General features: G+C 33.7%; 28 protein-coding genes. 17 read left to right on the top strand and 11 right to left on the bottom strand.

Annotation, left to right across the window (positions count from 1 at the left end; genetic code table 11):
* The first annotated feature begins 213 nt into the window (after nt 1-213).
* Nucleotides 214-579, top strand: coding sequence for a hypothetical protein (locus R1F52_02995; GenBank protein WOV93610.1), 366 nt, complete (start codon nt 214-216; stop codon nt 577-579).
* Nucleotides 566-895, top strand: a complete 330-nt coding sequence (locus tag R1F52_03000; GenBank protein WOV93611.1) for an IS110 family transposase — start codon at nt 566-568, stop codon at nt 893-895. Before R1F52_02995 ends, R1F52_03000 begins: the two co-directional genes overlap by 14 nt.
* Before the next feature lie 278 nt (nt 896-1,173).
* Here R1F52_03000 and R1F52_03005 read toward each other — a convergent pair whose 3' ends face one another.
* The 7 genes from R1F52_03005 to R1F52_03035 are packed head-to-tail and all read right to left on the bottom strand — an operon-like array spanning nt 1,174 to nt 8,386.
* Nucleotides 1,174-2,643 carry a helicase-related protein gene (locus R1F52_03005; protein ID WOV93612.1) on the bottom strand — a complete coding sequence of 490 codons (1,470 nt, stop codon included), beginning with the start codon at nt 2,641-2,643 and terminating at the stop codon, nt 1,174-1,176.
* Nucleotides 2,606-3,658 carry an SNF2-related protein gene (locus tag R1F52_03010; protein WOV93613.1) on the bottom strand — a complete coding sequence of 351 codons (1,053 nt, stop codon included), beginning with the start codon at nt 3,656-3,658 and terminating at the stop codon, nt 2,606-2,608. The genes R1F52_03005 and R1F52_03010 overlap by 38 nt, the downstream gene beginning before the upstream one ends.
* A gap of 37 nt (nt 3,659-3,695) precedes the next feature.
* Nucleotides 3,696-4,358 (bottom strand): phospholipase D-like domain-containing protein, encoded by a 663-nt coding sequence (locus R1F52_03015; GenBank protein WOV93614.1) that lies wholly within the window; start codon nt 4,356-4,358, stop codon nt 3,696-3,698.
* Nucleotides 4,358-4,879 (bottom strand): hypothetical protein, encoded by a 522-nt coding sequence (locus R1F52_03020; protein ID WOV93615.1) that lies wholly within the window; start codon nt 4,877-4,879, stop codon nt 4,358-4,360. The genes R1F52_03015 and R1F52_03020 overlap by 1 nt, the downstream gene beginning before the upstream one ends.
* Nucleotides 4,880-4,910: 31 nt before the next feature.
* Nucleotides 4,911-5,660, bottom strand: a complete 750-nt coding sequence (locus tag R1F52_03025; GenBank protein ID WOV93616.1) for a hypothetical protein — start codon at nt 5,658-5,660, stop codon at nt 4,911-4,913.
* Nucleotides 5,626-7,620 carry a DNA methyltransferase gene (locus R1F52_03030; protein ID WOV93617.1) on the bottom strand — a complete coding sequence of 665 codons (1,995 nt, stop codon included), beginning with the start codon at nt 7,618-7,620 and terminating at the stop codon, nt 5,626-5,628. The genes R1F52_03025 and R1F52_03030 overlap by 35 nt, the downstream gene beginning before the upstream one ends.
* A gap of 7 nt (nt 7,621-7,627) precedes the next feature.
* Nucleotides 7,628-8,386, bottom strand: coding sequence for a hypothetical protein (locus R1F52_03035; protein ID WOV93618.1), 759 nt, complete (start codon nt 8,384-8,386; stop codon nt 7,628-7,630).
* Nucleotides 8,387-8,655: 269 nt separating this feature from the next.
* Between R1F52_03035 and R1F52_03040 the strand changes: the two genes are divergently transcribed.
* The 11 genes from R1F52_03040 to R1F52_03090 all read left to right on the top strand — a co-directional run bounded on the left by R1F52_03040 (nt 8,656) and on the right by R1F52_03090 (nt 15,438).
* Nucleotides 8,656-9,108, top strand: a complete 453-nt coding sequence (locus R1F52_03040; protein ID WOV93619.1) for a hypothetical protein — start codon at nt 8,656-8,658, stop codon at nt 9,106-9,108.
* A gap of 2 nt (nt 9,109-9,110) precedes the next feature.
* Nucleotides 9,111-9,665 carry a hypothetical protein gene (locus R1F52_03045; GenBank protein WOV93620.1) on the top strand — a complete coding sequence of 185 codons (555 nt, stop codon included), beginning with the start codon at nt 9,111-9,113 and terminating at the stop codon, nt 9,663-9,665.
* On the top strand, nt 9,662-10,075 hold the full coding sequence (locus R1F52_03050; GenBank protein WOV93621.1) for a hypothetical protein: 414 nt from the start codon (nt 9,662-9,664) through the stop codon (nt 10,073-10,075). The genes R1F52_03045 and R1F52_03050 overlap by 4 nt, the downstream gene beginning before the upstream one ends.
* Nucleotides 10,076-11,290, top strand: a complete 1,215-nt coding sequence (locus R1F52_03055) for a hypothetical protein (protein WOV93622.1) — start codon at nt 10,076-10,078, stop codon at nt 11,288-11,290.
* Complete coding sequence (locus R1F52_03060; protein WOV93623.1) at nt 11,263-11,649, top strand: hypothetical protein; 387 nt, start codon at nt 11,263-11,265, stop codon at nt 11,647-11,649. The genes R1F52_03055 and R1F52_03060 overlap by 28 nt, the downstream gene beginning before the upstream one ends.
* 174 nt (nt 11,650-11,823) lie before the next feature.
* Nucleotides 11,824-12,279 carry a hypothetical protein gene (locus R1F52_03065; protein ID WOV93624.1) on the top strand — a complete coding sequence of 152 codons (456 nt, stop codon included), beginning with the start codon at nt 11,824-11,826 and terminating at the stop codon, nt 12,277-12,279.
* Nucleotides 12,280-12,330: 51 nt separating this feature from the next.
* Entirely contained in the window at nt 12,331-12,663 is a 333-nt protein-coding gene (locus R1F52_03070; GenBank protein ID WOV93625.1) for a type IV secretory system conjugative DNA transfer family protein, read from the top strand.
* Nucleotides 12,664-12,907: 244 nt separating this feature from the next.
* Complete coding sequence (locus tag R1F52_03075; GenBank protein WOV93626.1) at nt 12,908-13,486, top strand: ABC-three component system protein; 579 nt, start codon at nt 12,908-12,910, stop codon at nt 13,484-13,486.
* 2 nt (nt 13,487-13,488) lie between these two features.
* On the top strand, nt 13,489-13,710 hold the full coding sequence (locus tag R1F52_03080; protein ID WOV93627.1) for an ABC-three component system middle component 6: 222 nt from the start codon (nt 13,489-13,491) through the stop codon (nt 13,708-13,710).
* A complete protein-coding gene (locus tag R1F52_03085; protein WOV93628.1) occupies nt 13,707-14,903 on the top strand; it encodes an AAA family ATPase in 1,197 nt (398 codons plus the stop codon). The genes R1F52_03080 and R1F52_03085 overlap by 4 nt, the downstream gene beginning before the upstream one ends.
* A 37-nt stretch (nt 14,904-14,940) precedes the next feature.
* Nucleotides 14,941-15,438 carry a DUF2326 domain-containing protein gene (locus tag R1F52_03090; GenBank protein WOV93629.1) on the top strand — a complete coding sequence of 166 codons (498 nt, stop codon included), beginning with the start codon at nt 14,941-14,943 and terminating at the stop codon, nt 15,436-15,438.
* A 443-nt stretch (nt 15,439-15,881) separates the two neighbouring features.
* Here R1F52_03090 and R1F52_03095 read toward each other — a convergent pair whose 3' ends face one another.
* Entirely contained in the window at nt 15,882-16,073 is a 192-nt protein-coding gene (locus tag R1F52_03095; protein ID WOV93630.1) for an aminotransferase class V-fold PLP-dependent enzyme, read from the bottom strand.
* A gap of 713 nt (nt 16,074-16,786) precedes the next feature.
* On the opposite strand from R1F52_03095, the gene R1F52_03100 reads away from it, so the two are divergent.
* The 3 genes from R1F52_03100 to sepF all read left to right on the top strand — a co-directional run bounded on the left by R1F52_03100 (nt 16,787) and on the right by sepF (nt 18,524).
* On the top strand, nt 16,787-17,155 hold the full coding sequence (locus tag R1F52_03100; GenBank protein ID WOV93631.1) for a hypothetical protein: 369 nt from the start codon (nt 16,787-16,789) through the stop codon (nt 17,153-17,155).
* Nucleotides 17,156-17,217: 62 nt separating this feature from the next.
* Nucleotides 17,218-18,204, top strand: coding sequence for a tRNA (5-methylaminomethyl-2-thiouridylate)-methyltransferase (locus R1F52_03105; GenBank protein ID WOV93632.1), 987 nt, complete (start codon nt 17,218-17,220; stop codon nt 18,202-18,204).
* Nucleotides 18,205-18,245: 41 nt separating this feature from the next.
* A complete protein-coding gene (sepF, locus tag R1F52_03110) occupies nt 18,246-18,524 on the top strand; it encodes a cell division protein SepF (protein ID WOV93633.1) in 279 nt (92 codons plus the stop codon).
* Here the strand turns inward: sepF and R1F52_03115 are convergent.
* Nucleotides 18,516-20,444, bottom strand: coding sequence for a beta-CASP ribonuclease aCPSF1 (locus tag R1F52_03115; GenBank protein ID WOV93634.1), 1,929 nt, complete (start codon nt 20,442-20,444; stop codon nt 18,516-18,518). The two genes, sepF and R1F52_03115, sit on opposite strands and share 9 nt — an antisense overlap.
* Before the next feature lie 8 nt (nt 20,445-20,452).
* Nucleotides 20,453-21,085 (bottom strand): proteasome subunit beta, encoded by a 633-nt coding sequence (locus tag R1F52_03120; GenBank protein ID WOV93635.1) that lies wholly within the window; start codon nt 21,083-21,085, stop codon nt 20,453-20,455.
* Nucleotides 21,086-21,153: 68 nt separating this feature from the next.
* On the opposite strand from R1F52_03120, the gene R1F52_03125 reads away from it, so the two are divergent.
* Nucleotides 21,154-22,176, top strand: a complete 1,023-nt coding sequence (locus R1F52_03125; GenBank protein ID WOV93636.1) for a sn-glycerol-1-phosphate dehydrogenase — start codon at nt 21,154-21,156, stop codon at nt 22,174-22,176.
* Here R1F52_03125 and R1F52_03130 read toward each other — a convergent pair.
* Complete coding sequence (locus tag R1F52_03130; protein WOV93637.1) at nt 22,171-22,872, bottom strand: FKBP-type peptidyl-prolyl cis-trans isomerase; 702 nt, start codon at nt 22,870-22,872, stop codon at nt 22,171-22,173. The genes R1F52_03125 and R1F52_03130 overlap by 6 nt on opposite strands.
* Nucleotides 22,873-22,901: the final 29 nt, after the last annotated feature.

Here is a 22,901-nt window from a genome sequence, read left to right on the forward strand (position 1 = left end):
GTCCACAGATAACTTAATAGCACTGATTAGTCTAATCTTGAATATACCTACATAATGAGCAAGTCCATATAACTTGACAATACCTATTTTAACAGCATTAATAAAATATTAGATATTAACTACAAATATGCCTAAAAAGAAAATAGTAGCCCCCTATCAGGCGGTCTAGACAGCCAGTTAGCAGTAAAAATGATGCAAAAGTAGGGATTTGATGTGTCTGCCGTAGCAATCAAGACACCATTCTGTGACTTTGATTGTGGGAGAGGTTGTGGATTCGAAATTAGAGAGCGCTCAGAACTAGGTGTTGATCTAAAAACAGTATACCTGGGAGATGAATATATCAAAATGCTAAAAAATCCAAAACATAGAAGAGGTGCAGGTTATAATCCTTGTATTGATTGTCGTTCCATGATGTTTGATGTAACAAAGAAACACATGGAAGAGATTGGTGCAGAGTTTATCATATCCGGAGAAGTACTAGGTCAAAGACCCATGAGCCAACACGGTCAAGCGCTTGGAGTAATAGAGAAAGATTCAGATCTAAAGGGCAAAGATATTGTTGACAATGCCTGGAATTAGTTTTACAACTGCCGCAATAATAATTTCTGAAATTGCAGATATCAAAAGATTTTCTACTCCAGCAAAATTGGTTGCGTATGCAGGACTTGCTCCATCACACAGAGATAGTGCAAATGTACACAAAGGAGGCAGTATAACAAAGAGAGGTTCCACTTGGTTACGTAATGCGTTAGTAGAATCTGCAACGACTACGGTATGTCTCAATGATAGAATAAAATCATTCTATACTCGTATTGCCAAACGACGTGGAAAGCAAAAAGCTGAGAGTAGCTGCTGCAAGACAAATGTTGGAGATTATCTGGTACATGTTGAATGATATGAAAGAGTATAGAACGCAAAATACTGACTTGACATCAAAAAAATTTAAAAAGATGAAAAAGAAAGCACAATTGTCCTGATTCAGCTAAAGTCACAAAGTATGGTCCACGAGAAAAGTGGTAACGAGTTAATATGGGAGAACCCAAGAAAGAACTAATAAATTAAAAAAACTAGGTATGAAATAGATTCACAGGTTTATCTCCAGTAATAAACATCGCTCCAACTAGTATGAGAATAGGATCCTTATCCTGTTTTATCTTCTGTTTTACCTCTTTTTCAATGCCTACCCTTTCTGCTATCTTTTTGATCTCTGTTCATTATATCTGCCACGTTCTTGGTTTTATCATATTCTTTTAACAGATCTGATATGTTATTTTCCCATGCCTTTAGATCAGGTGAATCTGTTATTTCAAAGACAGATCCTCCCTCTTTTTCTGAAACTTTCCCATCACTTACTGCCTCCATTATAATACCTTGTATTTTCTCAATGTTCTTTCTGTAAGTATTTGATGTTTGACGTAGTCTATTTGCTGCATCTGCGTCTATACTTTTTTTATAAATTATGGCATTCCTGGCAAGCTTGTCGATCTCTAATAGTTCTGCAAACGATCTACTATAATGGTTATCATCCATCGGCATATATTTGGGCGTGTCATCAACACAGGCAGTATGTTTGAATGCGTCAGAGTCTTCTATAACTTCTGCCTTTCTAGTAGAATAATCAAATAGCACAGAATGGAACTGTCTCTGTGGTTTTTCTTGAATGTATGATATAATTACTATATCTCCATGCATGTTCTTACCACTTCTGCGTCCCATCGGAATCTTCATCATCTCTTCTATTCCAGTCTTTTTCACATACTGGTTTATCTCGTTAAGTGGTGATACTAGTGGCATTAGGTCTGATTCTCGTTCAAGCTTTTCTCTCACGTCTGTTACAGAATCTTCTGACTTTGATGCCCCTGCAAATATCCGTATCCTATTGGCATCAGTTCCGTTGAACTGCTTTGGTGTGGTCTCTGCACCAAGAATTGAGGTATCTAGTCCAATTACATCATTTATGGTCTCTATTTTACCCAAAAGCTTACCCATGAGTTTTAGTATTTTATCAAGGCTTTTCTCTGGATAACATTCTCTAGAGCGTACCGTATCAAAGGTGCTAGTTAGTCTATCTATTCTCCCAATTCTCTGTACTATTCGCATAGGATTCCATGGCAAATCATAATTTATTACATAATTACAGTCTTGCAGGTTCTGACCCTCTGCTAACACCTCCGTTGATATAAGAATGTCTGCCGTCTGCTCTGGCATTGTCTCATCATCATCCATATTTGCTTTTGGAGAGAACTCTTGTATCATCTTCTGTCGAGTCTCTTTTTTGACATCTCCTGTGATTAACAATATCTTTTTGTTTCCAAATTTTTCCATCATCTTTTTCTTGATATGATTAGCAGTCACTGTATACTCTGTGAATATGAGTACCTTTCTGCTCTCATTTTTCAATGCGCCATCAATCATTATCTTTTCTGCAACAGCATCGAATTTTTTATCAAATGGTAAAATTTCTTCAATTCCTTTCTGATATTCTCTTAGAATACGTAGATCCTCTGTTAAATCCTCTTTCATCTGTACTGTATCATAGTTTACTGCAGGTTCTGTTGGAAGCTTTTCTATTGCGCTTACAAAGAACTCATCCCTATCATTTCCATCATCTTCTCCATCTGTCTGCCTCTTCCATTTTGCCATTATCTTGTTGAGTCTCCTTTACAGATACTATGGAGTTATTTTTCAGAGTCTTCTCAAAGTGCTCATACAACCGTATTTTATTATCTATGCTAATCTTAGCTGCATACGTACTACTTTCAAATCTCTTTAAAATAATTATAGTCTGAAGTGTAGCTAAAACCTTGTGCTTTTCCCTTTCCTCCTTTGAGAGAGTCTTGTTGTAAGTTTCTACACCGTATGGTACCATATGAAGTTTTTCTACTGTATCTAATAATTCTGAATACACATTTGTCCCAGTAGTTTCGCTCAAGTCATAGTATATAGGGGAGTATTCTCTTTTTGGAAATTTTACTAGTTTGCCATTGAGCTTCTCATTAGGATATACGTCCTTGATAAATGATTCTGTGCGCCTTATCATTATGGCGTCAAGAAGTTGTTGGATTTTTTGTAGACCATTTCCTATACCTTCGTTTGCAGCCTTTCTCATATGTTGATACAGATTTGGTATTCCTATATTAGAAAAATAGGTATCATCACCATTTGTAATTATTGATACCTGATAGTAGAGATCCATTATACTGTTGTTGATTGGTGTGGCAGATAGCAATATTGCGTCCTTTTTCTTTCCTGACATGAGTTTCATCAAGTTTATACGCCTGTTTGCGTTCTTTGAACGAAAGTTTTGTGATTCGTCTATTACCACCGTATCTATGTTTCTATACTTGTGCAACTCATCCTCAAATGTATCCCTCCCTAAACTTTCCATTGTTATTGTCTTTATGGTAATTCCTGCCGATTCCAATTTTACTTTCCACACTGACTCTAGCACTTGAGAAGGGGCAATCAAAAGTACCTTTTTGTTGTCCTGATGTCTCTTTTGTCTGATTATCTCTATTCCTATGTGGGTTTTGCCCAGTCCTGTCGAGTCTGCAATTATCACACCTCTGTAATCATTAATTATGTGCATTGTGGTTATCACGGCATCTTTTTGGAATTTTGCAAGGTTTGCAAGCTTTGAGGAATCTGTCTCTGCCATTGCCATAAGCGATGGTTTGTATTTTTCAAATAACATTTTAATATATATCTGGTATGGATTTGGTGGTATCCCAAACTTCGATTGTTCTAACAGATTCGATTATCTCTTGTTTTGTATCTTTTGCATCAAACCACATTCTATTGAACCATTTGTATATTTTATCTAGTGACGCTGGTGTGTATATTGCAGCATTGAGCTCTCTATTGCCCTCAAATCCAGATTTTGTAAAATTACTAGATCCCACTAGCGCCATATCTTTTCCCAAAATGTAGCACTTTGCGTGATTGAATCTACGATCGTTATGTCTTACTTGGATATTATTGCGTTTAAGCATCTTTACTAGACTGGAAGCGGAATTCATATTGTCCTGTGTAAATATAGCATCGTCTAAATTCTCTCCTAACGATTTTGTACTAAATGATTTCGTCTCGTCTGTTTTTATCTTTTTGCGATAGTCCTCAAATGTATTCAAAACTGGAGCACTGATCGCATCTTCACCTAAAAGTAAACGTATGACAAAATCACTCTTCTCTGAGGCAGGTTCTAATGTATTGCGAATTAAGTCATAGCCACTTAATTCAAAGTAACCAGATGATATGTCAAGTGATTTGATCTTTGGAATGTTGAGATTGAGCGCATCTATCATATTTGTGCTGACGTTATCTACTATATCTGGACGATCTTTTCTATCATAGCTCATTATATTTTCACTCCAATATTGTATTCTTTTACATATTCATTATAATGTTTTAGAACAATTTTACGCACCTCGCCAAAAAAGTTACGCATTATGGACGTACTGTCACTCCAGTTAATCTCTTTAGCATCACTCATTGTAAAATCTTCACCAAGCTTGAACGAATTTATAACAATTTTATATTCATTTATATCCAATCCATACGCAAGAGCCACCAATGCATCAAGTTTGGCGGCGGTCTCGATTCTTTCTCTAGGAGAGAGTTGTTTGTTTTCAATTCTCAATGATTCTGCAAAACCTTCAAATTCAGAACTACCAATTGATAGTTTGGCAGAGAGATGAATTATTTCATCATCAAACTTTGTAACATTTGGAATTGGAAGTAATGGAAATACTGTAGATACATTTAATTGTGTTTTAGAACGCGCTATAAAATCAAAAATCATAGAATTAAAAATACCACATAAATATGCTATTTTTCTATTATACTGTGCATCGATCTTTATCAGATCGTCTTTTTTCAATATTAAAACACGTAATGAGTATGTATAAAATTTATGTGGAGGAATTATAGTCTGTAATGACAGTTCTCATATTTGTGGGTGATGATATATTTCTAAATGCCAATCTGAATGAATCGTGGATTTCTTTGCATTGATCATCATAAACTCGTTTTTTTTGTTCATGTTGCAAGCCAGCAATTTTGTCTGCTGTAAATTCAGGCTTTGTATAGTTTGAAATAAATTGGTGTATATGTTTGCCTTCCAAAACAGGCCAACCTTTTCCATCATCTTGTAACAAATTCGAATCATTAGTTTTATCAAATCCACGTGAAAGTGATATAGACCAATTACCATCTAGTCTAGAACCAACACATGGATTATCGGCAAATTTTGTTAATAAATTCGTATATGCCGATCCAGTTTCATGAATCATAAGCTCATTTGGAGATATGAGTTCCATCTCAGTTTTAGAAACAATTCTAAATTTGTGTTTTTCTGATTCATCTCCTTGTAAAGTGGAAAGATTATGTAGATAAAATCCAGCAGGAAATATATCTGAACCAGTTACATTGCGAATAGTTAGCAGTACAAATCTATAGCTGACTATGTATGGAAAATATTTTTTTTTATTCTCAAACACATAAAGTGATATAATATCTTTATCAAGAATTTTTTTACGAATATCGTATCCTCCAAGATTCGAAAGAAGTTGAGACGGAATCACCATTGATATTGATCCACCGGCAGTCATAAAATCCAAGGAACGTTCAAGAACAAGTTGCCACAGAATCTCTATCCCCAACTCCTTGTAGTTTATATATTTTATAAAATAATGTTTTATCCACAAACATGTTTTTATGATTCTCATAAATTTTTTTAATAGATAAATTCTTGAGTAGATTTTTAATAATTTTATTTTTATCTTGTTTTGTTTTCAATGATTTAAAAGATGGATAGTGTGAAGTGAAAAATTCATCATCAGAATGTTTTACTTTATCCCAAGGAGGATTTCCAACAATCAAATCAAATCCTCGCCTTGTATCAGTAAATGCATCCATCATCTCAAGCTCCCAATGAAAAAATTTGTAAATTTTAGATAATTTTTGAACTTTTTTTCTTATTTTTGTTATGGAGTTATCTGTAGATAATTCATCATCAGTATTATTAGTAAATTGTTCTACGAATCTTTTGACATCACGATTTTTTTTTGGTATTATATCCTTGTCAATTTTTGATGCTGTAAGCACATCCAGCATCATTTTGTGTGGTAACATCTCTTCTTCATATCTATTATGTTCATCTTCACTGAATTGAACCTGTTTCATTGTAACATCTGAACTACAACTTACTTTGGTTATTATCTCTCCAGTCATTTCAGTATTATCAATCCAGTTATCTATGGTATGATTTTTCTCTGCCAAATCCTTCCGCCACATTCCTATTGTAGAATCTCCAATCTTTAGATGGTGGTTCATGTATGTTAGAGGAACTCCTATTGCAAACGAGTCAAGCCATAAAGACAATCTTGCAAGTTCTACAGCAAGAGGGTTAATATCAACACCAAATATACATCGCTTCATTATTTTCCGTTTTAATAAAACATCATCTTTAAGAAAGTTATAATCAAAAGTTATGCCCTTCTTCTTTTGTGTCTGAATTATTGTTTCTCTATCATGTTCGATGTCTTCGGCAAGCGGATGATCTCTGTATCTGTTTAAAATACCTGTTACCCATGTCGTTATTTGGTTTAATGCTTCCACCAAGAAATGACCGCTGCCCATTGATGGGTCAAGTACTTGTAAATCAAGTAGTCTGTCTATGCAGACTTTACGATTTTTATCATTAGAATTTTTTTTGTAATTCTCTAAATCTTTTTTGATTTTATTTTCTCGTTCATAAAGTATGGGATCAAGTCCTTGTTTTACTAGAAATTGTACAAATTCTTCTGGAGTATAATAGCTAGCAGAATTTTTTCTTGATGCTATTCCTCCCTTTGATGCAAGATACAAATCATTTACCTTGTAAGAGTATGTAGATTCTTGCTTGGTTACAACCTCTCTTACCCCCTTTGAATCCTCTAACAACATTATGTCCTTGTCTGCCTGTTTTACACTAAACTCCATCAATGCCTCATAGATATTTCCAAGGTGTCTAACACCAAGACTAGCATAATCCATTGCATCACCATCTTTTTCAACTAGTCCACGCATAGCAGGTACTATGAATTTGTTTTTGACACTTTGATTATCAATAGATGGATTGATCTTGAACAGTTCACCGTTGTACTCTGGAAGATTATGTTCTACACTACCTTTGCGTATTCCAGTGAATAGCTTCAAAAGTGCACTCCAGCAGGAATCATCATTTGGCTCTTTTTCCATAGTATCAAATCTAGTTCGCAGATTCTGGAGTGATATGGGATGATATTTTGTATCGTTTACTGGTAACAGATCACGAGATTCAGCATATAACAGGAACCATATTCTATACATGATCTTCAATGATGTCTGCTTTGCATGTTCTAGATCTGCATCAGTATACTTCTTTTTTATATCATGATCTAACACACCTTTTATCAAATCAAGAAATATTCCATCTGTTTGTAGTATTTTAGAGGACAGATCATCTTCAAGTTCCTGCGCATATGTCTTACCTTTCTCAAATATTACGTCAATGTCGATTTTTTTATCGTGTTTCACATACGAGTCTATACCAAATATTGCTACTAGATATTGTAATATGATATCGCGTTTAAGACCCAAATTTATCTCAAAATAATTTGTGGTGGGGGCCGACATTTTGTTTGTATAGAGTCGCCATTGCGTACCGTTTGTCAATATTACCCAAGGTGTGTTGTTTCAGCTCAGACACAGCCACATAACTTGGCGCTATATCATCTTTGGTTTTTATCCCAAGATCTACATCTTTTTTAACTACAATGGTAACAAAATCGTTAATATGATAAACTCCACTAGCTCGTTTTTCTAGATTTTTCCAACCTAACAGATCTAAAATATCTTCCACAGAATTAATTCTCTTTGCAATCTCTGTTGCTTGTTCTTTTACATCTCGCCCAAGTTCATCAAATAATCGGTTTTTGATATAATGTGTCGAAAATACTCCTCTATTGTCAAAATCAGATTCGTGTGTAGGAATCATCTTTATGGCATTGCTCACACATCTTACCATCTCCATCTTACTAGTCGCCTTTGCAAATTTACATGAGTTTAGAATGGATGTCATCTGTTCGTATGTATTGGCGCTTTCAAGTTTTACTAAAAAACTATGTTCCAACGCCTTTAGAAACAGATTGTATGGTTTACCCTGTTTTGTTCTAAACAGCACTATGCATGAAGAGAGTTTAGATATGTATGAACGTGCTTCTACAATGTTTTTGGGACCATCTTCAATCAATATTATTTGAGTTGATGGAAAATCACTTGATTTTTTAAAATTAAACGCTGTCCAGTTTTTTGGAAACCCTTCCATCTTGATTTTTTCAATGTCTACACCCAATTGATCAAGCATTTTTTGGATCTGTTCAGATAAGAGATAGCCACCTCGTGTACTTGACTAATAAAAATCCTTGAACATTTTGTGAAGATTTCTCTCTTACAGAATCGTTCATGTGTCTATTCAAACTTGATATACTTTTCACAATAGATAGCATGGTTTTAGCAGATTATAGTGTTTTTATTTTTTTAGTAATAGATTAATTAGTAGTGTGCGTAAATAAGTCTGTGGAAGAAATAACAGAACCATAAATGATATTAATTACTAATTAGATTATATATTAATTGGGTAATGCATCTATAAAAAAATCTGATTTAATTCTTCTTTTACTTAATGGAGATAACAAATTTCCAATTGAGGGCATAACTAGATTTGAAAAATTAGTGTTTTTAACACAAATGGAAATTTTAAATAAATGGGACAATGTAAAAATCAAATTTAATTTTGAACCTGATAGATTTGGACCGCTCGCTACGGAAATTTATGATGAGATTGATTTTCTAAAATCAGTTAAAATGATTAAGGAGACAGTGGGGAAATATGAGATTACGGATAAAGGAAAAAGATTTCTTGAAAAGAAAACGTATGAACGAGTTCATGAAGATCTGATAAAACATATATCCGATCTTAAAGAAAAACATGGTAGAGAAAAATTAGATGATATTCTCAGATATGTGTATTCAAATTATCCTGATTTTACAATAAAATCACAAATACGTGATAGGGTGTTAAGATAGCAATGCCATTAACTGAAACATACATCTTTGGAGTATTTGCTAGTGGACTCATCATTTTTGGGTGTACTTTATTTAGAATGAAAGATGATAAACGAGATAAACTTGATGAAGACATTACAAAAACATATCAACACTTGAGAAATTATACGTTAAATCCTATTTTACAAGGAATTCTTAGTAGTACTAAAGGAAAATTTAAAACAGAAAAATTTTTTAAAACCCCAGAAGTCATAGAAAAATTAGAACAATACCGAGTGCGTTTATTCAAATTTAATGAAGTTAGCAATAAGAAACAAATCATTATTCTATTATTGGAATTATCAACAAATACGTCTATAATACTTGGGATCATAACTTTTTTGTTTACTGCAACAAACGAACTTTTCATAAATTCTAAATATAATACATTTGGAATTGATATATTGTACATAGTATGTTTAAATGCAATTGTTCTAGTGATTGGGTTAATTTTTATTACTAGTTTTATTCAACAATTTTTGTCTTTTAACTCTTCATTTAAATCTGAAATAAGGGAGCTAAATGGTGGTTTGGTATGAGTATTAAAGAATTAGAATTGTACAAAAAGATTAAACATACAGGACCTTTTGCAAATGAGACTCTATATTATGAAATTCCAATAGGGGATTGGTCATCTAGTAGAAAAAGAATTGATATAGTTGCTTTAAAAAATCAAAAATTAGTTTCAATTGAAGTAAAAATCAGTAATTGGAAAAAAGTTTTGCAGCAAGCTTATACAAATCTCTATGTTGCAGATTATTCTTATGTTGCTTTATGGCATAAAACAATGCCGAATGTAGATATATCGCTCTTTGAAAATCTTGGGATTGGAATTTTAGAAATAAATGGTTCCTGTGAAAAAAAATTATCTGCAAAAAAATCAAAATTAGTTATTTCTAAACGTAGACGTTATGCAAAAAAACAATGTACATTACAGGAGATGTCTTGATTGCCTGAATTAATGATACGAATTAACATTAGCCGAGAAATGGCATGGTTAGAAAATAGTAATTTGAGAAACTTTAACATTGTTGTATCAAGTCATATTTTAGAAGGTCTGAAAAAAAGGATTACCAATATGCTTACAAAACTAAAAAAACCATACATTATTGATCCTCATACATACGTTTTTGGTGCTGATGTTGAAGATATTAGAGGAAAACGTTGGTTTCCAAAACTCATGGAAAACTATGGTTTAGATTTGATAGTTGAACCTGATTCTCTTAATCTATCTCCAAATTTACTTATTGACAATAATCAACCAACAGATAATTTGAAAGAATTAGTTGAAAATGTTGTAACTTATCAAAGAACTACAGTTCAAGATATTTATGATGAAATTTCTGAATTTGAAGAATTCGAAACTGAAAATACTGAATCTTTTGTTCTTAGACCTAAATGGATTATTCCACCATATTTTTTCTTAGACGCAGGTGCTGAAGATTGGCTTACCGTAAATACTCACTCTATCAAATTGGCAATAGAAAATAGAGATGATAATGAAAAAATTTTTGCAGTGATAATGATTGATAGGGATCTATTGTCATATGAAGAAGATATTGATGAAATTATACAAAAATACAAAATCTCAGGCGTTGATGGATATATGATATGGTCTGCATACATGGATGAAAATTTTGCAAAGAAAGAAGAGTTAGAACGTTTTCAAAAATTTGTTAGTAAACTTGCTAATAACAAAAAACCAATTTATAATATGTATGGGGGATTGTTTTCGTTTTTACTCAAAGAAAAAGGTATGACAGGATCCTCACATTCAATTTGTTATGGAGAACACAAAAGTCCATTTACTACTGGTGGTAGGGCTGCAACCATTCGATTTTATCAAACATTTCTTCATTCAAAAGTACCATTTGCAAGAATTGCTGAAATTGAACGTGCGCTAGAATTAAAAAAATGTGATTGTAAATATTGTGACATAATCCATGATGTTGATAATAAAGGTGAACAAATGGAATTGGCAGGAAAGCATTTTCTTGTAAATCGAATTAAAGAATTAGAAGAAATTGATTCTGATGGGATAGGAAAATTTCTTGCAAAATTAACACATGCAGCGAAACATGCTAATAAAAGGGATACAACTGGTGCATATTCTAACCTTTATGATCGATTTACAACTTGGGAAGAGATTATCAACAAAATTTAATGATTAAATTGAAATCAAAATTTAAATCTAAATGTTTTGGATGTAGTGAGTTTATTTATCCAGGAGATGAAATAATTCAAGCTGGAAGTGGAAGATGGATTCATGAACATTGCCCAGTAGTTGAAGATGGTGATTATCAAAATGATCCTCTCATAAGAAAAAAATCTGAACAAATAAAACGTAGTTTACTTCATTCAAAAGTTGATAATGATAAGCCTAAAAAATGTCTTCATTGTGGAAATAAATCATTTTTGAAAAAAAGACTTCATACTTTAACTTTAGGTGATAGAGAAACATTTTCTATTAAATTATTCATTTGTGACAAATGCTTCTTTGTCATGCAATTTATTGAAGAGTAAATAATTATTTGAAATGAGGAGGGATCCTTCCTGTACCAAATTTGTTGAGATTTTCTACTATGGTGTTCTTGCTATGAATATGTATTTTGAGATATCTAAACATCATAATACCTACACTGTTCAAAATTAGATATTTTTATTAGTATTAATAAAATATTAGATATTGATTACAATATGGTAAAAAACAAGAAAATAGTAGCCCTCCTATCAGGCGGTCTAGACAGCCAATTGGCAGTCAAAATGATGCAAAAGCAGGGATTTGACGTGTCTGCCGTAGCAATCAAGACACCATTTTGTGACTTTGATTGTGGAAGAGGTTGCGGATTCGAAATTAGAGAGCGCTCAGAAGAATTGGGTGTTGATCTCAAAACAGTATACCTAGGAGATGAATATATCAAAATGCTAAAAAATCCAAAACATAGAAGAGGTGCAGGATATAATCCTTGTATTGATTGTCGTTCCATGATGTTTGATGCAGCAAAGAAACACATGGAAGAGATTGGTGCAGAGTTTATCATATCCGGAGAAGTACTAGGTCAAAGACCCATGAGCCAACACGGTCCAGCACTTGGAGTAATAGAGAAAGATTCAAATCTAAAGGGCAAAATAGTCAGACCACTATCTGCATGACTATTACCACCAACAATTCCAGAAAATGACGGGCTAATCAGACGAGAAGACATGGGAACAATCAAAGGACGCTCAAGAAAGATACAACTTCAAATGGCCAAAGCACGTGCAGCTTTGATACCTGCAGAGGATAGAACTCTGGTCGTTTTAGCATTAGACGAGTTTCAAAAGATACATGATTTAACACTACTATCTACACTACTTGCTCAGGCTCGATCATACAATTTAGGGCTAATCCTTTCACATCAAAATACATCTCAGATATCTGCAAAATTATTAGAGAGTATCACTGGAAATACAGCAACACAAATCTTTGGTAGAGTATCTGGAATTGATGCTGAACGAATAAAGATCATCAAAGGATTACAAAACTTGATGATCTAAATCTTTTTGATTGTAAATGAGTTAGATGTAAATTAGGAAGCAAAGTTTAACATAACACATTATTCATCATATTATATGAGTCGGAGTATATCAGATGACGTTAAAAGGCGATTATACATGAAATGTGGGAGACAGTGTGCAATGCCTGATTGTGGACTCGATCTTTTACAAAAAATGACCAAAGATGTTGAAATTGTTATTTCAGAAAATGCACATATCATAAGTTTTAGCAAAAATGGTCCTCGTGCAGAAGAGGATATCATCAGACTCACAAAAAAATTCAGAAGAGAATTTAATTGTAGTTTGTGCAAATTGTCACATAAAAATAGACAAAAATCCGAAATTCTACACTAAAGATAAATTACAAAAATTCAAAAAAGACCACGAAGCCAAAATATACAATAAATTGAGAGACAATGTACAAAATGTAGGATTTACAGAACTAGAAGACATATTAAATTTTCTAGCATCAGATGTGATTACAATTCAAGATGATTATACATTGATAAAACCTAAAGAAAAAATCAAAAAAAATAATTTGTCAACACAGACTTCACAATTAATTTTACGTGGAATGATAGGTTCAAATCAAGTTAATAATTATTTGCAAAAACACCCCAATCCAAAACAAGGAGAACGCATAAGAGAACGTTTTGTACAAGAGTACATGAGACTACGTAATGAAGAAGAAATAAAAGACGATGATTTATTTTATTCCTTGTATGATTTTGCTTCATTACATTCTAACGAGAAAGCAAAAACACAAGCAGGGTTATCCGTGTTAGTATATTTCTTTGAAAAATGTGAGGTGTTTGAAAAATAATATTGCCAAGTAAACATGTAAAATTATCTAATTCAATGTTAAATGTGGGGGCTGTAATATTAGAACAAATTGATGAAGCACAAACAATTACAATGCTTTGGAATGATTCAAAAATTAAATCTGAAATAATATACTTTGAGAAATTTACTTTAGGGTTAGATTTTTTGTTTATGTTAGGTCTAATAGATTATGAAAAAGGAATTATTAGGAAAATACAGATTTGATTCATTCGATTGATTCTGATCATAAGAAATTTAAAAAAATTAATTTTTCTAAAGGATTTAATGTAGTTTTAGCAGAAAGAACTAGGGAATCATCACAGAAAGATTCGAGGAATGGGCTTGGGAAAAGTACCATGATAAACATTATTCATTTTTGTTTAGGAGGAGATCCTAAAGATGCACTAAATGATTCAAAGTTGGAAGATTCTACATTCACAATTGAACTTGATTTAGATGAGAAAAGATACAAGGTCAGTAGAAGTCCAGGAAATAAGGGTCAGATTTTCATAGATGGGGATTATTCCAGTTGGTCAATAAAACCTAAAACAGATACCGAAACGGGTAAAAAATATCTCAACAAGAATTCTTGGCGAAATATTTTAGGTAAACTTATGTTTGATTTACCAATAGGTTTACAATCATTTAATCCATCATTTGGAAGCATGATTTCATATTTTATAAGAAAACATGAAGGATTTCTTGATGCATTCAAACAGTCATCAGCTCAACTAACATGGGATATTCAGACTAATAATGCATATTTGTTAGATTTAGGATGGATATTTGCAACAGAATTACAAATTTTGAGAAAAAAGAAAAATGATCTAGATGCATTTAAGCGAGAAATAAACACAGGAAACTTTAAAGGATTTATGGGAAATACTGGTGAATTAGAAGCAGAAAGAGTCAGATTACAAATACATGCAGATAAAGAAAAAGAAAAATTAAATAAATTTCAAGTAAATGATCAATATGAACAAATTGAGAAGGAAGCTAACGACATCACAGACACAATTCACAATAAAACCAATCAAAGTGTAATGGATAAATTATTGTTAAATAGATACAACGTTAGTTTAGAACAAGAAAAAGTAGCAGATATTCAACAAATATCTGAAGTTTATCAAGAAGCTGGAATGTATTTTTCAGAAAGAATAACAAAAACATTAGAGGAAGTTAATGAATTTCATAATAAGATTATAGAAAATAGAAAAGAATTTTTGAATTCAGAAATTACACAATTAAAAAGTGAAATTATTTCCAGAACACAAATAATAGAACAATTAGATAAAAAAAGATTAAATTTAATGCAAATACTTAACACACAAGGTGCATTAAAGGAATACACAGAAGTTCAAAAGAATCATAGTAATTCTCAATCTGAGTTAAATGATATCAAAGCTGAAATTAGATAATTTAAAAAATATTGCAGATAGAGATAATCAGATAAAAATGGATAAGCAGAAACTCTATAAAAATGCTTTAATCGACATGAAAGAACGAACTGATCAGAAAAATATGGCAATCAGGGCATTTGGTGAATTCTCTAGTTCTCTCTATAGTGAATTTGGAACTTTTCTAATAAATTTAAATGAAGACGGGTTTAAGTTTGATATCAACATTCAACGTTCATCAAGTCAGGGTATTGGAAATATGAAGGTATTTTGTTATGATCTTACACTTACAAAAATTTGGTCTATGAGAAAACAATCTCCTAAATTTTTGATTCACGATAGTATGATTTTTGATGGAGTGGATGAACGACAAAGAGCAGGAGCCCTACAACTTGCAAAAAAAACATCAGAAATGTATAGTTTTCAGTATATTTGTACATTAAATTCAGATATGATTCCTCATAGAGATTTGAAAGATCTGGATTTAGAAAGACACATTGTAAGAAAATTAACAGATTCAACTGAAGATGGTGGAATCTTAGGCATTAGACTATAAACAATGACAAAATCTAGTTTTTGTTTGATTTACTCATATAAAAATAACTCGAAAGAAAAACTAAACAGTTTGTTAGAATTAGTATTTTTTAACTTATTAACACATGAGAGATAATTTAGAATAGATTTTCAAACAAAGCTAGAGTTAAACCAAGCTATTATCAAACATGTTTTTATACATAAGAAAAACAAAGTTATACATCTTTTTAAAATTGTTTTTACACTGATTTTAACTCGTTAATCTGAAATGTGATTGATTCTTTTTGTTTCTGTAAATCTGTTAGCTTGACGAGGCCCATTCACATACTAATTGGTGTGACCCCTCTAGAATGAGACCACTTACATGTATAATCTTATCATAGATCATGGAGAAAGAAAGAACATAAAAAAGAATTTCGCTTCAAGACAAGACACGAATAGTCCTTGAATTTCTCAACACTAACATCAATGTTGTGGAACTATTAAATCAGATACTTGTTCTCTAGCTTTATTGATCACTATTTTGGCTTGTTGTCTGAATGTATGAGTATTAGAAGGATTACCAAATGTATGATGAAATATTTGCAGCATACTTTCAAAAACGCATTGATTTATCGAAGTTGTAGAATTATAATCTAGATAAATAGATTCTTGCATATTTATAATATACCAGATTGTGTATTATATTTAATTTGATATTAGATTCTGTTGAGATAAATTTAAATATTTAATAGTTATATCAAATGTATGTCTAAAATAGAATCCAAAGGAAAAGGTGGAAAGCCTAGTAAAACAGATAAACCATCAGGAAAACGTAGGGATAATAACTAAATAGATCACCATCTAAAAATATTTAGGTTTTTTTATAATGTTAACTGTGTAGTAAATAAATACATTTCATATCACAATAAAGAAATATTCTAATATGTAATTCTATTTCAATCACTGGGATCTATTTTGTCAAATGGAAAATTAAGCTTGTAAATAATTTTGTTATCTCCAGGTAGAGCAATCTCATTACATAATTTATCTTTTCCACCATAATATCTATAGATGGTCTATTCTGCATTATTTCTGTCGTTGTCATTACTAATTTCTGCGGGAAAAACTTTAGTAGATTTATTTCTTCACGAAAAGATGGTTGTAGACAGATATTATAGTAAATTTATTAAAAAAAAATAATATTAAAAATGAGATTTTTAATTTAAAACATCTAAATTCTTTTCTAATTGCTCCACGATACGAATTGAGTGAATCAATCAATACATAATTTGGATGATTTAACACTATTTTACCACTGACAGCCAGAGTAATGTAGAATAATCCACTAAAAGCACATTAATAAGATTGTTGGATATAGTGTATATAAAATGACAAGAAATGAAATACGAGATAAAGGAGTAAATTATATTATATCATTACTATCGTCTAAAGGTCACATAGTAAAAAAACAAAGAAATGGAAGAGATGAATATTTGTATATAGAAAAACCCAAAAAATTCATTATTAAAATTAAAACTCTTTCTCAAACCTCACCAGTTCCATTTGGTCAAAGAGATCCTAAATCAATAAACGCAGATTTTTTAATTATTTGTAGAATTGTAGGATCAGATAGTCCAGAGAGCTTTATAGCAAATATTGAAAAAGTGATTAGAGTAACTAAGAAAATTAAGGAAAATTATTGGCTCCAACGTAGAGATTATGAGGAATTCGAACAGAATTTAGATCTTTTAAATTAGAAACGAATACTAGATATTTAATAATTATACTATTTTATAATGTAGCTCATTTAAGATAATATATGTCTAAAAAGAAAATAGTAGCCCTCCTATCCGGCGGTCTTGACAGCCAGCTAGCAGTCAGAATGATGCAAAAGCAGGGATTTGACGTGTCTGCCGTAGCAATCAAGACACCATTTTGTGACTTTGATTGCGGAAGAGGTTGTGGATTTGAAATTAGAGAAAGGTCTGAAGAGCTAGGAGTAGATCTCAAAACAGTATACTTGGGAGATGAATATATCAAAATGCTAAAAAATCCAAAACATAGAAGAGGTGCAGGATATAATCCTTGTATTGATTGTCGTTCCATGATGTTTGATGCAGCAAAGAAACACATGGAAGAGATTGGTGCAGAGTTTATTATATCTGGAGAAGTATTAGGTCAAAGACCCATGAGCCAACACGGTCAAGCGCTTGGAGTGATAGAGAAAGATTCAGATCTAAAGGGCAAAATAGTCAGACCACTATCTGCAGGACTATTACCACCAACAATTCCAGAAAATGACGGACTAATCAGACGAGAAGACATGGGAACAATCAGAGGACGCTCAAGAAAGATACAACTTCAAATGGCCAAAGAGTTTAACATCAAAAACCCACCAAATGCAGGAGGCGGATGTCTCCTAACAAATCCATCATTTGGAAGAAAGACTAAAGATCTATTCGAGCACACAGATATGCCAACAATTAATGAGATAGACCTACTAAAGGTTGGAAGACATTTCAGATTTGACAAAATCACGAAATTAATAGTAGGCAGAGACCACCAGGAAAATCAGACCATATCGGCCCTTGCACTACCTGAGGATATCATACTAGAGACTGAAACATACATGGGTCCGACCTCACTGCTCAGAGGCAATAAGGAACACCTAGAGAAAGCAGCGAGAATCACCCTACGATACTCTGATGCACCAAAATCAGGAATTCATACGGTACGTACAGGCACGACTCAGGCACAAGTCAGTCGTGCAGAACCGGACGATATGGAGTCATTCCGGATTCTATAGGTTCAGAAATTATTTAAACTACTTCTGCAAAGTTCGTTCCTATGCAAAAGCAAGAAAACGAGACATACCTCAAAGCGTTCACCATCAAGGATCCTAGCGATCTAGATGCGATAAAAGCTGACATCAAAAAAGGCATGATTCTCATCCTAAAGGTAACACCTCTAGCGCAAAAAGACGTAGCCAAACTACGAAACATGGTAGAAGAGATTCACCAGATTGCAAAGAGAGAAAATGCAGACATTGCCCGATTAGGTGAAGAGAGAATCATCGTAACTCCAAATGGAATAAAAATTTGGAAGCCAGAGTATGATCTAAAATAATTTTATAGATTCTTGAATCTGTGGATAATGAGCTGGAAGACGATACATCTTACGTATCACAGCAGATAGATTCTCAGATTTACGACGCTCTCCGTGATTGACCAATACTCGTTTCAACTTGGGACGTAATTTATGGACAAATGATAATAATTGATTATAATCGCTGTGACCACTAAATCCATCCAACTTTTCCATCTGACAGTTTATCGAGACAGCTTCTACTTTACCAGTCTGAGTCATCATAGAGACCTGCCTTGCGCCATCCAATACTCTTCTTCCCATTGTACCATTTACCTGATACGATACAAAGAGAATCTTATTTTTTTCATGTGGTGCAAGATTTCTAAAGTACTCCAACACCGGACCGCCTTCTAGCATACCGGATGTCGCCAAGATAATACAAGGTGATCCCTCTCGCATAGCCTCATCTCGTCTATCGACATGATCTATATTGGTAAAGTATTCTGAATCAAAGGGATTATCGTCAGTCTCTAGTATTCTCTGCTTCAAATCACGTGCCAAATACTCTGGAAAACTCTCATGAATAACTGAGGCCTCTGATATCATACCTTCGGTAAATACTGGTGCCTCTACCATATCGCCGGATTTCATATACTGGTCTATTACCATCATGATTTCCTGTGCACGGCCAACAGCAGGTATTGGGATTAGTACTTTACCGCCTCCCTTTAATGTCTCATTTACAGCTTGATTAAATGATGTCTCTACCTCGTCGCGTGATGGTTGAATATCCTCTTTAGCACCGTATGTACTTTCAATTAGTAGAGTCTCAACACGTGGGAAATTTACATTGGCTGCCTCAAACAGAATACTTTTTGCAAATTTAATATCACCAGAATACACAAAATTATGACCACCATTACCGATATGAAAATGACACAGAGATGAGCCAAGAATGTGACCTGCGTTTGCCAAGACAAGTTTAATGTCCGGTGAAATGTCAGTGACTGTCCCATATGGTAATGTGATTGTTTGGCGCATTATCTGCTTTACATCACGATCAGAGTACATTGGAACTCTACCCTGTGCAGAGGCTACTTTGATTGCATCGAGTTGAATTAGATTCATCATTGGCAATGTTGGTTCCGTACAGTATATCGGTCCCTTGTATCCATACTTGCACAGTACCGGTAAAAATCCTGTGTGATCAAGATGTGCGTGACCAATTACTACTGCGTCAAGATCATCTAGAGTTAAGTCAAGCCAATCTAGTCTAGGGAATGAATCCGTTGGATGACGAGCTCCGGGATTTATCCCACAGTCTATCAAGACTTTACTTTCAGGGGTAGCTAGTAGCATTGAAAATCTACCGACTTGGCCAAATCCACCAAGGGTGAATAAAGATGCCTCTGTCCTCTGAACAAGTCTACTTCTAAAGATATCATCGCCTATACTTCGTAGTTGTTTTGAACGCTCAGGGACAGATGTCTGCAGAGCGTGCTGGATGGTCTGTATAGTATTAGATGTGCCTGTAGATGCCTTGCGGACTCTAATCTTCCAACCAGATTCCTCTACAGTCTTTACATAATCGAATTTACCAGAATCTGCACGCAAAAGCCAGGGTCTCTTTACCTGAACAGAGGCAACTCCAGAGACGGGATCAAACAAGACATTCTGCAGATCGGCCTCTTTTGGGACTAGTTTGGATATGATTTGTTTTGCCTCATCTGCAGGTTTACGCATAGACTCGTCTGTACGAACGATGATTCTCTTTTTAATCGTACTAACTAGATTAGATATAATACTGGTATCAGAGAGTAGACGGCGAGGCTTGTCTGTATATATTGCAATATAGGGACCTGCGTACTCTATCCTAGTTACACTTGCATCAGCAGGTAGACTCTGTAGTACTATAGCAATCATATTTTGACTAGTATCTGTTTTTGATTTTTTTTCCATATTTATTATTAAAGGGGTAGTATAGTTTTCTTTTGTTCTGCGGTTAACAGTTGGAATCCATGTTTATCTATGGTTGCTAGATTGATTCCATCGCCTGTTCCAATATTTCTTAAAATGGCAGCTTTGACAGCTTTGAGGGCAAGTAACTTTGCGTCTTCAAGTGTGATATCATCTTTATAATTCTCTTCTAGAGCACCATACGCAACGGGGGAACCACTTCCAGTGGTTACATACTTTTTGCGCTCTACAGTACCAAACATGTCAATATTAAATAATGAAGGACCATTCTCATCAAAACCACCAATTAGAATGTCAGCCATAAATGGATAACCACGATTTTGATGAAATATTAAAGAACAAAATCGTGCCAGTGATGGTATGGGTAAATCTCTGTGTTTTTGAACTTTATGAATCCCTGCGTTATATCGCAGTACATCAGTTAGGTTTTGAGCATCTGCCACACCACCGGCAAGAGTAAGACCTGCATGATCTGCTATCTTTTGAATCTTCATTGTATTATTATTGGCTATAAAATATCCTGCACTAGCACGCATATCTGCGCATAGTACTATGCCATCTGAGGCATGTATTCCTACCGTAGTAGTTCCATGTAGTATTTTTTCTTCGACATTATTTGACAAAAATTACACCTGTAAAGTTATTTTACATTCAATCTACCCTTTTAAATAACTTTTTGTTATGAGTAATCATGCATACTATGGAACTTCCCAGAAAGATTACCATCGGGAAAGACTGTATAGGTATGATTGGAGATTTTCTAGCAACGTTGAGTGATTCACGAGTTGTGTCTATCATTTCTGGCAAGCATGTAATGAAGATAGTACAAGATGGTATAGAGGATTCTCTAAAAAAGACAAATGTATCAATACACTGGCACGATACAGTTGAGAATAAAACAGAACTGATTGATATAGTACAAGGAGAAATTAAATCAGTTAATCCAGATATGATATTGGGTGTGGGTGGAGGCAGCTCAGTTGATGTTGCCAAGATGGTATCATTTAATTTGAAAAAACCATTTATCAGTATACCCACAGCTGCATCACATGATGGAATAGCAAGTCCGTTTGTATCAATAAAGAGTGATAAACCACATTCTATTGTAACAAGCGCACCTATGGGTGTGTTTGTTGATATGAGTATTATAGAGAAGGCGCCTGGTCGTCTTTTATCTAGTGGTTGTGGAGATTTAATTGCAAATATTATTGCCATTCATGATTGGAAATTAGGACATGAATCCACTGGTGAATATTATGGAAGATATGCTGCAGAGTTGGCATCACTAAGCGCAAAGATGGTAGTAGAGAGTAAAGATAAACCAGAACCAAGAGTTGTGGTTGAGGCATTAATTAGCGCCGGTGTTGCAGCGTGTATAGCAGGTAGTAGCAGACCATGCTCTGGTGCAGAACATCTATTTTCACACGCTCTAGATGTTTTAGCTCCGAGAAAGGGTCTGCATGGAGAGAAATGTGGTATTGGTAGTATATTGATGGCAAAACTACAAGGTCAGGATTGGCAGAAAATTAGAGATGCTCTAGTCAGAGTAGGATTTCCAACTAGTGCAAGAGAGATTAATCTAGAGAAAGATGATATAATACAGGCACTACTCTTAGCACCTACTCTAAGACCTGAGCGGTACACTATACTAAATGAGGTAAAATTGGATGAGGCATCTGCTGTTAGTCTAGCAGAGAGTACAAAAGTTTTATAATTTTTTAGTAGGCTCTTCTGACTTTGTAAAGGTCTCAGTATAAGTTACTTTAGTAATACTAGTAAATTTGAATATATCCATCTGAATGAATCGTTTGATTATCCCAAGACCCTCCATTTGAAATATAGATTCAGGAATTGCAATTTTTACATCACTCCCTTCAAGCTCAAACGTTACAGAAGCTCCAGTCTCACCTGTATGTTTTTTTAACAACTCTGTAATTTTTTCTTTATCATTATCTAGCTGTTGTTTAACATCAATTTCATAGAGTATTGTTTTTCCTGCATGTCTATGATTATAATCAACGGAGACACGACCAGAACCAATGAAACGAATTGTTCCAACCTTATTATCAATCTCTACGGTATCTCCAATGGATACTTTTTCTGCATCTTCGCCTAGTTTTCGTAGTGGTATCATACGTACTTTTTTAGGATCACGTTCACCGAAACCGTCCTTTGGTAAGACCTCGATTGTTTTTTTATCTCCAACAGAGGTTTCAGCTAGTGCTTTATCAAGACCACCCAACACCCATGATTCACCTACGGCAACTAGTTTAGGACCGTACAGTTTTTGCTCTTCGTGGACAGAGTGTTTTTTTGCAATCTCCTCAAAGGTGGTATCTATGACATTATCCGTATCTTTTATTTTAGCGGTATAGTCTACAAGTATGAGAGTTCCTGTTTTAAATGACAATAGTCAAGATTTGGAAATTCCTAATATTA

The sequence above is a fragment of the Nitrosopumilaceae archaeon AB1(1) genome (assembly GCA_033471095.1).
Lineage (GTDB): Archaea > Thermoproteota > Nitrososphaeria > Nitrososphaerales > Nitrosopumilaceae > Nitrosoabyssus > Nitrosoabyssus spongiisocia.